The following is a 13,682-nucleotide window of genomic DNA, read 5'->3' on the forward strand; positions in this document are numbered from 1 at the left end:
GCCGCCGAGCTCATCGTGCAGTCGCCCAAGCTCGGATTCGGTCTCGGTTCGATGCTCAACCAGGGGCAGGCGAACTCGGACATGCCAGCCGTGATGGCCGCGATCGTTCTCGTGCTCGTCGTCGGGTTGGCCGTGGAGGTGCTGCTCTTCGCCCCGATCGAGCGGCGCATGCTGCACCGTCGGGGCCTCGCGCCGTCGTAGGGCTGACCTGCGGCGAGCCGGGACGCTCCGGTCTCGGGCGACGACGGCTCCTCGCGCGTCACGATAGACTCAGGGGCGATGCGCAGGCACGACGCCTGCGCATTCGTCACCTCACGGCTCGTGCCGCGGGCGACGGGTGCACGGCACGGCGACAACTCCAGGAGGCGCGAGTGAGCAACTCGGAACAGACGATCATCGACACGATTCTGCCGAAGCTCGAACCACTGGGTCTCCTCGTCGAGGACGTCACCGTCGTGCCTGCCGGCAAGCGCCGCCTCGTGCGCGTGCTCGTCGACCGCGACGTCGCCCTCGAGACGGCGGTCGAGGAATCGATCGAGCCCGTCACGCTCGACGAGGTCACGGACGCCACGCGCGTCATCGACGCAGAACTCGAGGCGAGCGACGTCATGGGCGAACAGCCCTACGTCCTCGAGGTCAGCTCACCCGGCACCGACCGTCCGCTGACGCTGCCGCGCCACTTCGCGCGCAACGTCGGCCGCCTCGTCACCGTCACCCTCGACGACGAGTCGAAGGTCGCCGGTCGCATCACCCGCGCCGACGCCCAGACGGTGCAGGTGACGCCCGAGCAGGGCGGCAAGAAGGCGGGGGCGGCCGTTGACGCCGAGCCCGCCCGACTCAATTACACATCGATCACCGGCGCCAAGGTGCAGGTGGAATTCACGCGCGGCGACGACGCCGACGCCGTGGGAGAGGACGTCTGATGGACATCGACATGGCTGCACTGCGCGCCCTGGAGCGGGAGCGCGAGATTCCGATGGACGTCATCGTCCCCGCCATCGAGCAGGCGCTGCTGCTCGCGTACCAGAAGGAGGAGGGCTCCTACCGCCGGGCGCGCGTCGAGCTCGACCGCCGCACGGGTCATGTCGTCGTGTGGGCGCGCGAGGACGGCGAGAAGCAGGAGGACGGCACCTGGAGCGAGCCCGGCCCCGAGTTCGACGACACCCCCAAGAACTTCGGGCGCGTCGCCGCGGGTACGGCCCGTCAGGTCATCATGCAGCGCATGCGTGACGTCGAGGACGAGGCCATCCTCGGTGACTTCATCGGCAAGGAAGGCGACATCGTCTCCGGCACGATCCAGCAGAGCCTCGACTCGCGGTTCGTCAAGGTCGACTTCGGCACCGTGGAGGGCATCCTGCCGACTGCGGAGCAGGTGCCAGGGGAGACCTACCGTCACGGCGAGCGTCTGCGCTGCTACGTCGTGTCCGTGCGCCGCGGCCCGAAGGGCCCGCAGATCTCGCTGTCGCGCACCCACCCCAACCTCGTGCGCAAGCTGTTCGCGATGGAGGTGCCCGAGATCGCCGACGGTAGCGTCGAGATCGCCGCGCTCGCGCGCGAGGCGGGTCACCGCACCAAGATCGCGGTGCACGCCACGAAGCCCGGCATCAACGCCAAGGGCGCCTGTATCGGCCCGATGGGTCAGCGCGTGCGCGCCGTCATGAGCGAGCTGCAGGGCGAGAAGATCGACATCGTCGACTACTCGCGCCAGCCCGATGAGTTCATCGCCGCGGCGCTGTCGCCGTCGCGCGTCGAGTCGGTCGAGGTCGTCGACCCGAAGGCCCGAGCCGCCCGCGTCGTCGTGCCCGACTTCCAGCTCAGCCTCGCCATCGGCAAGGAGGGCCAGAACGCCCGTCTCGCGGCGAAGCTGACGGGGTGGCGCATCGACATCCGGCCCGACACCGCGCTCGCCGACGGCGGGCGTGACGACGAGTCGGCCCGCTGAGCGCGCGCCCTCAGACGTCTCGCGCGCACCCCGGCCATCGAGCGTGGCCGGGGTGCGCGCATTTCGTCGCGGAGCTGTGCGGGGGTAGGGTAGGTCTTGAACGGTGACAGATGTGAAGGTGGGGTGCGTGTGAACGTGCCGATCCCGAACGTCGAGCTCTCCCGGCCCGCAGAACCGCAGCGAACCTGCATCGGGTGCCGGGGCAAGGGCGGCCGTTCCGTTTTGCTGCGCATCGCAGTGAGCGAGGACGGCGCCACCCTGGTGCTCGACTCGCGCAAGGCGATGCCCGGTCGAGGAGCCTGGCTCCACGCCGACACGACGTGCCTCGAACAGGCCACCAAGCGTCGGGCATGGGCACGAGCACTTCGTCTGCACACCGCGGTCCACACCGCGACGCTGCAGGAACACGTGGCGGCCGAGATCGCCCGCCTGCCGTCGCCCGACGGCGAACACACCATGACCGAAAGCGGGTTTGACGCGATGAGCAACCGATGAGTTCTCACCGATGAACACCTACCCCTCGGCGGTCGGCTGATCCTCCGGGCAAGCAATTGCTCGAAGCCTTGGCCGCCCGTCACCATCTGACAGGAGAAACGTGGCCAAGGTTCGAGTCCACGAGCTCGCCAAGGAGCTCGGAGTCGAGAGCAAGGAACTGCTCGCGCACCTCAAGGCGCAGGGCGAGTTCGTGAAGTCCGCCAGTTCGACGATCGAAGCGCCCGTCGTGCGCAAGATCAAGGAGAACCCCCCGAAGCCGACGAAGGCCGGTGGCGACGCCGCCGACGTGCCGTCGAGCTCCCCGAAGCCGGCTGGCGGTTCGTCCGCCAAGCCCGGCGCCCCCAAGCCGGGCCCGAAGGCGCCTGCTCCCAAGGCTGCCCCGGCCGATGCCGCACCCGCGGCGCCGTCGAAGCCGGCCGAGAGCGCCACCCCGAAGCCTGCGGCCAAGACCGAGTCGGACGCTGCCCCGGCAGCACCCGCCGCGGCGACGCCGTCCGCGCCCAAGCCCGCTGCGGCCGCACCGTCGGCACCGAAGCCCGCTGCTGCGCGCCCCGGCCCCAAGCCCGGGCCAGCCGCGAAGCCGGCGAGCACGTCGGGTCCGTCGCGTGGCGAGCGTTCGGAGCGCCCCGAGCGTTCCGGCAACCGTCCCGGCCCGCGCCCCGGCGCACCGCGTCCGGGCAACAACCCGTTCAGCTCCAACCAGGGCATGGGCCGTGGTGGCGAGCGTCGTGGCGGCGAGCGCACCGAGCGCCGTGACGGCGGTGAGCGTCGCGAGAGCGGCGCACGCCCCGGCAACAATCCGTTCGCGCCGAGCCAGGGCATGCCGCGTCCCGGCGGCAACCGTGGCCCCGCAGGCTCCGGTGGCCCCCGTCCCGCGGGTGCGGCAGGTCCGCGTCCCGGCGGTTCCGCCGGTGCCGGTGGCCCCCGTCCCGGTGGTCCGCGCCCCAACCCGGGCATGATGCCGTCGCAGGCGGCCGTGCCGCGTCCCGGTGAGCGTCCCGCCCGTGGTGGCGGTGGCGGTCGTCCCGGTGCGGGTGGTCGTCCCGGCGGCGGCGGTTTCGCCGGTCGTCCCGGTGGCGGCGGTCGTGGCCCCGGTGGCCGCGGCGGCACCCAGGGTGCGTTCGGTCGCGGTGGCAGCAAGGTGCGCGGCCGCAAGAGCAAGCGCGCGAAGCGTCAAGAGTTCGAGCAGATGCAGGCGCCGTCGATCGGTGGTGTGAGCGTTCCTCGCGGCAACGGTTCGACGATCATCCAGGTGCGTCGCGGTGCGTCGCTGACGGACTTCGCCGACAAGATCGACGCGAACCCCGCATCGCTCGTCACCGTGCTGTTCCACCTCGGTGAGATGGCGACGGCGACGCAGTCGCTGGACGAGGACACGTTCCAGCTGCTCGGCGCCGAGCTCGGCTACGACATCCGTGTCGTCTCCCCGGAGGAGGAGGAGCGCGAGCTCTTCGGCCAGTTCAACATCGACCTCGACGCCGAGGCCGAGGGCGAGAGCGACGACGTGCTCGAGCAGCGTCCGCCGGTCGTCACCGTCATGGGTCACGTCGACCACGGAAAGACGCGCCTGCTCGACGCGATCCGCAACGCGGACGTCGCGCAGGGCGAGGCCGGCGGCATCACCCAGCACATCGGTGCCTACCAGGTCCACAAGGAGCACGAGGGCGTCGACCGTCCGATCACGTTCATCGACACCCCGGGTCACGAGGCGTTCACCGCCATGCGTGCCCGTGGAGCGAAGGTCACCGACATCGCGATCCTCGTGGTCGCCGCCGATGACGGCGTGATGCCGCAGACGATCGAGGCGCTCAACCACGCCCAGGCGGCGAACGTGCCGATCGTCGTCGCGGTCAACAAGATCGACGTCGACGGCGCGAACCCGGCGAAGGTGCGTCAGCAGCTCACCGAGTACAACCTCATCGCCGAGGAGTACGGCGGCGACACGATGTTCGTCGACGTCTCGGCCCGCCAGGGTCAGAACATCGACTCGCTGCTCGAGGCCGTGCTGCTCACCGCCGACGCCGCGCTCGACCTGCGTGCGAACCCGAACAAGGACGCCCGTGGTGTCGCGATCGAGGCCAACCTCGACCGTGGTCGCGGTGCCGTCGCGACGGTTCTCGTGCAGTCCGGTACGTTGCGCGTCGGTGACGCCATCGTCACGGGTCAGGCCTACGGACGCGTTCGCGCCATGCTCGACGAGCACGGCCAGAACGTCGCCGAAGCGGGCCCGAGCCGCCCGGTGCTCGTCACCGGTCTGGCCTCGGTGCCGCGCGCCGGTGACACGTTCATCGTCGCTCCGGACGACCGCACGGCCCGTCAGATCGCCGAGAAGCGTGAAGCGGCCGACCGTCAGGCCTCGCTGGCCAAGGCGCGCAAGCGCATCAGCCTCGAGGACCTCAACGAGCACCTCGCGGCGGGCAAGGTCGAGACCCTCAACCTCATCCTCAAGGGTGACGTGTCGGGTTCGGTCGAAGCCCTCGAGGACGCGTTGCTGCAGATCGACGTGGGCGACGACGTCGACCTGCGGATCATCGACCGTGGTGTCGGCGCGATCACGATGAACAACATCAACCTCGCCGTCGCCTCAGACGCCATCATCGTCGGCTTCAACGTTCGCGCCGAAGGCCAGAACGCGGAGTACGCCGAGAAGGAAGGCGTCGAGATCCGCTACTACTCGGTCATCTACCAGGCGATCGAGGAGATCGAGCTCGCCCTCAAGGGCATGCTCAAGCCGGAGTACGAGGAGCGCGAGACGGGCTCCGCCGAGATCCGCGAGATCTTCCGCTCGTCCAAGTTCGGCAACATCGCCGGATCGATGGTCAGGAGCGGCGAGATCAAGCGTGGCGCCAAGGCGCGCATCACGCGCGACGGTGTCGTCATCGTCGAAGGCCTCGAGATCGCCGGTCTGCGACGCTTCAAGGACGACGTCACCGAGGTCCGCGAGGGCTTCGAGTGCGGTATCAACCTCGGTTCGCACAACGACGTCCAGACGGGCGACCTCATCACCACGTACGAGATGGTGGAGATCCCCCGAGCCTGACGCCTCGCCGTGTCCGAGGCGATGACCTCATCGCCTCGGACACATGGTCGGATGCGACCCCGCTCGAACCCCGCACACCGGGGTTCGGGCGGGGTCGCCGTCGTGTATGTCGTGAGTCAGCCGTGGCACCGGGCCACGGCGCTGCGCGGCGCCATGCGGCATCGGCCGCGCGCGGCAGATCGGGCAGAATGGGGCCCGTGACTCTCGACGCTCCCGTGCTGAACCCCGATGTCTCGCCCCCGCCCGACGTGGCGCCGGACGGGCGCCTGCTGCTGCTCGCGCCGTCGTCGAACCGCGTGTACGCGGGGGACGCGGCGCGCCTCAACGCTGCGGAGATCACGCTGCTCGCGGGTGCGCTCGGCATCGAGGCGAGCGTCGAACCCGTCACCGTGGCAGGGGTCGACTACCTCGCCGTCGCCGGTGACGACGACCGGCTCGACCGCGTCGTCTCCGAGGCCAGCGGCGCGTTCGCGCTCTTCGGCGCGCGCGACGGGCTGCTGAGCCCGACCCCGCTGGAGCGACGAAGGCTCTACACCGATGACGTCGTCACGATCCAGAAGTACCAGGGCAAGACGAACGAGCAGTTCACGCACCTGCTGCTCAACGTCACCGCGGCGCTGAGCAAGCGTCCCGCACAGCTGCTCGACGGCACGCTGCACGTCCTCGACCCCATGTGCGGGCGCGGCACAACGCTCAACACGTGTCTGCTGCGCGGCCTCGACATCACCGGCATCGAGGTCGACAAGGGCGACTTCGAGCAGTACCAGGCGTTCATCACGACGTGGCTGCGCACGCACCGCCTCAAGCACGAGATCGACGCGACACAGATCCGTCGCAGCGGCCGCACGTACGGTCGCGCCCTCGAGCTCGAGACGGCTCCCAGCAAGGAGGACTGGAAGGCGGGGCGCACCCAGCAGGTGACGTACCTGTCGATGGACACCACCAAGCTGCCGGACGTCATGCGCCGCGCGAGCGTCGACGTCGTCGTCACTGACCTGCCCTACGGCGTGCAGCACGGCAGCCACGGTAGCAATGGCGAGCGGCTCGCCCGTTCACCGTTGCGCCTGCTCGATCGCGCGCTGCCCGGCTGGCACGACGCGCTGCGCACCGGCGGCACGATCGGCCTCGCGTACAACCGTCACGTCGCCGGGCCCGAGGCGATGGCAGAAGTGCTCGAGGCTCACGGCTTCACCGTCGTGCACGGCCACGGCGTGGACGGCCCGACGCAGGGGCACGTCGCCGCCGACGCCTTCCGTCACCGCGTCGACGCCTCGATCGATCGCGACATCGTCGTCGCGCGCAAGGGCTGAGCGGTACATACGGGACACCCTGATCGGTAACGGCCGCGCCCGGCTGCGTCGTCGAGCCGCCGCCTGCGCCCATCGCCTAGGGTTGGGGCAGTTCACTTCAGCATCAGGAGGCATCCATGGCCGACCAGGCCCGCGCCCGCAAGGTCGCCGACCGCATCAAGTCCCTCGTCGCCGAGTACGTCGAGTTCCGTCTCAAGGACGAGCGCGTCGGCTTCCTCACGATCACCGACGTGCGCGTCACCGGCGACCTGCAGAACGCGTCCGTGTTCTACACCGTCTTCGGCAGCGACGAGGAGCGCGCCGCGACGGCCGAAGCGCTCGCCGACAACAAGGGCCGCATCCGCAGCCACGTCGGCAAGGGCCTCGGCATCCGTCTCACGCCGACGCTCGAGTTCATCGCCGACGCGATCCCCGAGGGCGCCGCACACCTCGAGGACGTGCTCGCCCAGACGCGCGCCCGTGACGAGGAACTGGCCCGTAACCGCTCTACCGCCGCCTACGCGGGCGAGGCGGACCCGTACAAGAAGCCGGCCGAACCCGCCGACGAGGCGTGAGCGAGTCCGCTGCCGAGCAGCGCCCTCGCCGCGAGGCGCGTCCGCAGACGCCCGACGGGCTCGTCCTCGTCGACAAGCCCGCCGGATGGACCTCGCACGACGTCGTCGGCCGCATGCGGCGCCTCGCGAACACGCGCCGCGTCGGCCACGCCGGCACACTCGACCCGATGGCGACGGGCGTGCTCGTGCTCGGCGTCAACAAGGCGACGAAGCTGCTGACGTTCCTCGTCGGGTGCGACAAGGAGTACACCGCGACGATTCGCCTCGGCCAGACGACGATCACCGACGACGCGGAGGGCGGCGTCACGGCCTCGACGCCGTTGACGCGCGCGGAGCTGAGCGACGAGGCCCTCGCGGCGGCCGTCGCCTCGCTCAGCGGCGACATCGAGCAGGTGCCGAGCAGCGTCAGCGCGATCAAGGTCGACGGTAAGCGCTCCTACGCCCGCGTGCGTGGGGGAGAGGACGTCGCCCTCGCCGCGCGTTCCGTCACCGTCAGCCGCTTCGAGGTGCTCGACGTGCGTGAGGCGAGCACGGACGACGGCATGCCCGTGGTCGACCTCGACGTCGTCGTCGAGGTGACCTCGGGTACCTACGTGCGCGCCCTCGCCCGCGATCTCGGCGCCGCGCTCGGCGTCGGCGGGCACCTGACAGCGCTGCGGCGCACCCGCGTCGGCGCGTTCACCCTCGAGGACGCGGCGACGCTGGAGACGATCGCCGAGCAGGCCGGGCACGGCGGCGTCCCGCGCGTCATCCCGATGGCGCAGGCCGCGGCGGATTCCTTCGTCGTCCACGATCTCGACGCCGAGGAAGAACGCGCCCTCGGGTACGGCCAGCGGATCGCCTCGGCGCACCGCGGGGAGGAGACGGTCGCGGCGATCGCGCCCGACGGGCGTCTCGCCGCGATCCTGGACGAGCGAGCCGCCACCGCGAAGTCGCGCGTCACCTTCCCGGCCTGAGCCTGCAGGCAGCGCGCGCCGCGGTCACCACCCGCGGCGCCCGCAGCGCCCGCGACGCACGCCACGCTCGCGCAGGTGCGAAGCTGTCGCACCGGGCGGTAAGGTGACGCTGCAACGCACGACGAGACGAAGGATGGGTGATGAGCCGTCTGACCGGCTGGTGGCACGGGTTCAACGCCCACGAGAAGCGCTCGATCCTCGGCATGGCGGGTTTCGTCGCGCTGCTGCACGTCGTGGGGTGGGGGGTGCTCGCGTTCGTCGTCGAACCGCAGAACCTGCAGATCACCTCGGACGGGCACAAGCAGCTGTTCGGCATCGGCCTCGGCCTCACCGCCTATACCCTCGGCATGCGTCACGCCTTCGACGCCGACCACATCGCGGCCATCGACAACACGACGCGCAAGCTGCTCACCGACCGTCGCGAGAACAAGCCCGTGTCGGTCGGTTTCTGGTTCTCCCTCGGCCACTCGAGCGTCGTGTTCACGATGTGTCTGCTGCTCGCGCTCGGGATCAAGGCCATCGCCGGGCCGGTGAAGGACGACGACTCGACGCTGCACCAGTGGCTCGGCGTCTTCGGCCCGACGGTCTCCGGCGTCTTCCTGTGGGTCATCGGCATCCTCAACCTCATGAGTCTCATCGGCATCGTGCGCGTCTGGCGCGGGGCGCGTGAAGGCCGCCTCGACGAGCAAGCGCTCGAGGGGCACCTCGATGGCCGCGGATTCTTCGCCCGCATCCTGCGGGGCGCGACGAAGTCGATCACGAAGCCGGTGCAGATGTACCCGACAGGGTTCCTGTTCGGCCTCGGCTTCGACACGGCCACCGAGATCTCGCTGCTCGTCCTCGCGAGCGGGGCGGCGGCCTTCGCGCTGCCGTGGTATGCGATCCTCACCCTGCCGATCATCTTCGCCGCCGGCATGAGCCTGCTCGACTCGATCGACGGCATCTTCATGTCCCGCGCCTACGAATGGGCCTTCGCCAAACCGCTGCGACGGCTCTACTACAACGCGACCGTGACGGGCCTGTCGGTGTTCGTCGCCCTCGTCATCGGCACGATCGAACTGGCCGGCGTCGTGAGCGACAAGTGGAACATCACGAGCGGCCCGGTCGCCTGGCTGGGTTCGATCCCGCTCGACTCGGTCGGGTACGTCATCGTCGCGCTCTTCGTGCTGACGTGGGCCGGCGCGCTCGCCGTGTGGCGTCTCGCACGCATGGACGAGCGAGAGCTGTCCACGGGCGGATAAGGTGGCGTCGTGCTGCGCCTGACTGACCCCCACGACCTGCCCGCCGACTTCGGGCCCACCGTCGTCACACTCGGAAACTTCGACGGCGTCCACCGCGGCCACGCCGCCGTGATGCAGCGCGTCGCGCAAGAGGCTCACGCCCGTGGGCTCAAGAGCGTCGCCGTGACGTTCGAGCCGCACCCCCTCGCCGTCCTCGCGCCCGACAAGGCGCCCGAGATGCTGACGGGCATGAAGGACCGGCTGTTTCTGCTCGAACAGCTCGGCCTCGACGCCGTCGTCGTCATGCCGTTCACCCGCGAGCTCGCCGCGCAGACGCCGCGCGAGTTCGTAGAGGCGACGTTCGTCGACGCCCTGCATGCGCGCTGCGTCGTCGTCGGCAAGGACACCCGCTTCGGCGTGAAGAACTCCGGCGACATCAGGACGCTGAGCGAGCTGGGGGGCGAGTTCGGCTTCGACGTCATCGCCCTCGACGACGTCGGCCCGGGCGTGCGCTGGTCGTCCTCGCAGGTGCGCGAACTCATCGCGGGCGGCAAGGTCGATGAGGCCGCCGAGGTACTCGGGCGCAACCACTGCGTCGTCGGGGAGGTCGTCAAGGGCTTCCAGCGCGGGCGCGAACTCGGTTTCCCGACGGCCAACCTCGCGCGGGACGCCGAGGGCGTCGTCCCCGCTGACGGTGTGTACGCGGGGTGGCTCGTGCGTCGCTCGCTCGCCCAGGACGACCCCGAATACCGCTTGCCCGCCGCCATCAGCGTCGGCACGAACCCGACGTTCGACATCCCCGAGCGCACGGTCGAGGCGTACGTCCTCGACCGCACCGACCTCGACCTGTACGGCGAGATCGTCGCCGTCGAGTTCGTGCAGCACCTGCGCGGCAACGTAAAATTCGACTCGATCGAGGCACTGATCGAGCAGATGACGCGCGACGTCGAGGCGGCACGCGACCTGCTCGCGCCTGCGTGAACGCAGCGCGACGCGAGCCGCGACGCGTCCTCGCCGACCTCGCACGCCTCGACCTCGGCCTGCTGACGGCGGCGGCCGGCCTCACCGTCATCGGCATCCTGCTGACGTGGTCGGCCACCGCACACGTCTCCGGCACCGCCTTCGCCGTGCGCGGCGTCATCAACGCCGTCATCGGAGTGGGCCTCGCGGCGCTCATCATGCGCCTCGATCCGCGGACGTTGCGCGCGCTCGCCCCGGCGATCTACCTCCTCACGTTGCTCGCCCTCGTCGCCGTCCTGACACCCCTCGGCAGCACGATCAACGGTTCGCGCTCGTGGATCGAACTACCCGGCTTCTCGATCCAGCCGTCGGAGATGGCGAAGGTCGCGCTCGCCGTGACGCTCGCGTCCGTCCTCGCCGACCGCGACGACCCGCGCCCCCTCGGCCTGCGGCAGCTGCGGTTGCCGCTCGCCGTCGTCGCCGTGCCCCTGGCGCTCATCATGCTGCAACCCGACTTCGGCTCAGCCGTCGTTCTCACCCTGCTCGCGGTCTCGGCGCTGCTCGTCCCCGGGGTGCGCCGGCGGGTGCTGCTCGGCGCGGGCACCGCGCTCGCGGGAGTCGTCGCCGTCGCCCTGTTCACCCCCGTGCTCGCGCCGTATCAGCGCGACCGGCTGCTCGCGTTCGTCGACCCCACCGCCGACCCGAGTGGCATCGGCTACCAGGTGGCGCAGGTCAAGACGGCCATCGGTTCCGGGGGGTTGTTCGGTGAGGGCTTGTTCGAGGGACGCTCGACGCAGGGCGGGTTCATCCCGTTCCAGTACACCGACTTCGTATTCTCCGTCGCGGGGGAGGAGCTCGGGTTCGTCGGGGCCGTGGGCGTCGTCGCGCTCGAGCTGTTCGTCGTCGTCCGCATGCTGCACGTGGCGCGCCGTTCGGAGGACGATTTCGCGCGCCTCGTCTGCGTCGCGCTCGCCGGATGGTTCCTCGTCCAGACGCTCGAGAACCTCGGGATGAACCTCGGTCTCATGCCCGTCACGGGGGTGCCGCTGCCGTTCGTCTCGTACGGTGGATCGAGCATGTTTTCGTGCTGGGCCGCCATCGGGCTCGTCGGAAACATCCAAAAGACCCGCCGCTCTCGCCTAGGGTGAGGGCTACACCGAGGAAAACTGGCGAGTAACCACTCTGCCGAGTTGCGACTGGAGGCGCCTACCCATGGTCATGAACATCGCCGACGAGAAGTTCGAGCGCGATCTCATCGACAACCGAGCCCGCAGCGTCGCGCATCTGTTCATCGACCGCGTCGCGAAGTCGGGCCAGGACGAGGCGTACCGCTTCCCGCAGGGTGGCGCCTGGAAGTCGATGACGTGGGCGCAGACCGACACGCACGCCCGTCAGATCGCGGCGGGCCTCGTCGCGCTCGGCGTGGACGCCGAGGACCGCGTCGCCATCGCCTCCTCGACCCGCCTGGAGTGGGTCCTCGCGGACCTGGGCAACATGCTCGCTGGCGCGGCGACGACGACCGTGTACCCGACGAGCCAGCTCGCCGACGTCGTCCACATCCTCACCGACTCGGGCTCGCGCGTCGTGTTCGCCGAGGACACCGATCAGGTCGAGAAGCTGCGTAGCGGACGCGAGCAGATCCCCGACGTCGTCAAGGTCGTCGTCTTCGACGGCGAGGGTGACGGCGAGTGGGTCATGACGCTCGACGAGCTGCGCGAGCTCGGCCGCACCCGTCTCGAGGAGACGCCCGACGTCATCGACGACCGCGTCGCCGGCATCAAGCCGCAGCACCTCGCGACCCTCATCTACACCTCGGGCACGACGGGCAAGGCGAAGGGTGTGCGCCTGTCGCACGACTGCTGGACGTACGAGGCGTCCGCCGTCGACTCGACCGGTCTGCTCAACGCGGGTGACGTGCAGTACCTGTGGCTGCCCTTGTCGCACGTGTTCGGCAAGATGCTGCTGTGCCTGCCGATCCAGGTCGGTTTCCCGACGGTCGTCGACGGTCGCGTCGACAAGATCATCGACAACCTGCCCGAGACGCAGCCGACGTGGATGGGCGCCGCGCCGCGCATCTTCGAGAAGGTGTACGGCAAGATCAACACGATGATGGAGGCCGACGGCGGCGCGAAACTCAAGCTGTACCGCTGGGCCGTGGAGGTCGGCACGAAGGTGGCCAACGAGCGCGCCGACGGCCGCGAGCCCTCCGGGCGTCTCGCGATCGAGTACAAGTTGGCCGACAAGATCATCCTGTCGAAGATCCGCGCCCGCTTCGGCGGTCACGTGCGCTACTTCATCTCCGGTTCGGCGGCGCTCAACAAGGACATCGCGCTGTGGTTCTCCGCGATCGGTCTGCCGATCCTCGAGGGCTACGGCCTGTCGGAGTCGTCGGCGGCGGCGAGCGTCAACCGTCCCTACCTCGGCGCGAACCAGGTCGGCACCGTCGGTTGGCCGCTGCCGGGCACCGAGTTCAAGCTCGGTGAGGACGACGAACTGCTCGTCAAGGGTCCCGGCGTCATGCAGGGCTACTGGAACCTCGAGCGCGAGACCGCCGAGGTGCTGACGGACGGCTGGTTCCACACCGGTGACATCGGTGAGATCTCCGAGTCGGGCCACATCCGCATCACCGACCGCAAGAAGGATCTGTTCAAGACCTCGAACGGCAAGTACGTATCGCCCGGCGCCATCGAGGCGATGTTCAAGGGCGTCTGCCCGTACGCCTCGAACCTCGTCGTCGAGGGCGATGGCCGCAAGTTCGTCTCCGCGATCATCACGCTCGACGAAGACGCCATCGCCGAGTGGGCCGAGAAGAACGGCATGGCCGGCAAGAGCTACCGCGACGTCGTGACGAGCGACGCGTGCCGGGAGATGGTGCAGGGCTACGTCGACGAGATGAACCTGCGGCTCAACCGCTGGGAGCAGATCAAGCGTTTCATCATCCTGCCGCGCGACCTGTCGGTCGAGGAGGGTGAGATCACCCCCAGCATGAAGATCAAGCGCCGCGTCGTCGTCAAGAAGTTCAAGGACGACCTCGACGAGCTCTACACCGACTGACGCCCGCCCGCCGCGCGGGCCGACGAACGGGGCATTCGAGCCGATGACGCCCGGGTGCCCCGTTCGCGTGCCCGCACGCGCGCCGAGTCCGCGCAGGTCACGTGTGCCTCAGGTCATCACCACCCTTCGTCTCGCGATAGTGTGAGGGGCG

General features: G+C 69.7%; 11 protein-coding genes and 1 pseudogene. All 12 read left to right on the forward strand.

The window, feature by feature from the left end; translation table 11 throughout:
* Nucleotides 1-201 (forward strand): annotated as a pseudogene (locus tag AX669_RS13655) (ABC transporter permease); the annotation flags it as partial.
* Nucleotides 202-371: 170 nt separating this feature from the next.
* Complete coding sequence (gene rimP, locus AX669_RS07390) at nt 372-923, forward strand: ribosome maturation factor RimP (protein ID WP_062257565.1); 552 nt, start codon at nt 372-374, stop codon at nt 921-923.
* On the forward strand, nt 923-1,942 hold the full coding sequence (gene nusA, locus AX669_RS07395) for a transcription termination factor NusA (RefSeq protein ID WP_006944857.1): 1,020 nt from the start codon (nt 923-925) through the stop codon (nt 1,940-1,942). Before rimP ends, nusA begins: the two co-directional genes overlap by 1 nt.
* Before the next feature lie 129 nt (nt 1,943-2,071).
* The gene (locus AX669_RS07400) at nt 2,072-2,437 is read left to right on the forward strand and encodes a YlxR family protein (protein ID WP_050786491.1); all 366 of its coding nucleotides are present in this window, start codon (nt 2,072-2,074) and stop codon (nt 2,435-2,437) included.
* Nucleotides 2,438-2,537: 100 nt separating this feature from the next.
* Nucleotides 2,538-5,477, forward strand: coding sequence for a translation initiation factor IF-2 (gene infB / locus AX669_RS07405; RefSeq protein WP_062257567.1), 2,940 nt, complete (start codon nt 2,538-2,540; stop codon nt 5,475-5,477).
* 197 nt (nt 5,478-5,674) lie between these two features.
* A complete protein-coding gene (locus tag AX669_RS07410) occupies nt 5,675-6,787 on the forward strand; it encodes a TRM11 family methyltransferase (RefSeq protein ID WP_006943459.1) in 1,113 nt (370 codons plus the stop codon).
* Nucleotides 6,788-6,903: 116 nt separating this feature from the next.
* On the forward strand, nt 6,904-7,341 hold the full coding sequence (rbfA, locus tag AX669_RS07415) for a 30S ribosome-binding factor RbfA (protein WP_006943469.1): 438 nt from the start codon (nt 6,904-6,906) through the stop codon (nt 7,339-7,341).
* Nucleotides 7,338-8,297 carry a tRNA pseudouridine(55) synthase TruB gene (gene truB / locus AX669_RS07420; RefSeq protein WP_062257568.1) on the forward strand — a complete coding sequence of 320 codons (960 nt, stop codon included), beginning with the start codon at nt 7,338-7,340 and terminating at the stop codon, nt 8,295-8,297. Before rbfA ends, truB begins: the two co-directional genes overlap by 4 nt.
* A 140-nt stretch (nt 8,298-8,437) precedes the next feature.
* Entirely contained in the window at nt 8,438-9,538 is a 1,101-nt protein-coding gene (locus AX669_RS07425; protein WP_006943463.1) for a HoxN/HupN/NixA family nickel/cobalt transporter, read from the forward strand.
* Between the two features lie 9 nt (nt 9,539-9,547).
* The gene (locus AX669_RS07430) at nt 9,548-10,498 is read left to right on the forward strand and encodes a bifunctional riboflavin kinase/FAD synthetase (RefSeq protein ID WP_062257570.1); all 951 of its coding nucleotides are present in this window, start codon (nt 9,548-9,550) and stop codon (nt 10,496-10,498) included.
* The gene (gene rodA / locus AX669_RS07435) at nt 10,495-11,625 is read left to right on the forward strand and encodes a rod shape-determining protein RodA (RefSeq protein WP_062257572.1); all 1,131 of its coding nucleotides are present in this window, start codon (nt 10,495-10,497) and stop codon (nt 11,623-11,625) included. Before AX669_RS07430 ends, rodA begins: the two co-directional genes overlap by 4 nt.
* 64 nt (nt 11,626-11,689) lie before the next feature.
* The gene (locus tag AX669_RS07440) at nt 11,690-13,531 is read left to right on the forward strand and encodes a long-chain fatty acid--CoA ligase (protein ID WP_062257574.1); all 1,842 of its coding nucleotides are present in this window, start codon (nt 11,690-11,692) and stop codon (nt 13,529-13,531) included.
* Nucleotides 13,532-13,682 lie beyond the last annotated feature (151 nt).

The organism is Dermacoccus sp. CCH2-D9, assembly GCF_001556795.1.
Lineage (GTDB): Bacteria > Actinomycetota > Actinomycetes > Actinomycetales > Dermatophilaceae > Dermacoccus > Dermacoccus nishinomiyaensis.

Coding starts and splice junctions, on each gene's coding strand:
- rbfA (WP_006943469.1), top strand. CDS start 6,904: ATGGCCGACCAGGCCCGCGCCCGCAAGGTCGCCGACCGCATCAAGTCC.
- nusA (WP_006944857.1), top strand. CDS start 923: ATGGACATCGACATGGCTGCACTGCGCGCCCTGGAGCGGGAGCGCGAG.
- AX669_RS07425 (WP_006943463.1), top strand. CDS start 8,438: ATGAGCCGTCTGACCGGCTGGTGGCACGGGTTCAACGCCCACGAGAAG.
- AX669_RS07440 (WP_062257574.1), top strand. CDS start 11,690: ATGGTCATGAACATCGCCGACGAGAAGTTCGAGCGCGATCTCATCGAC.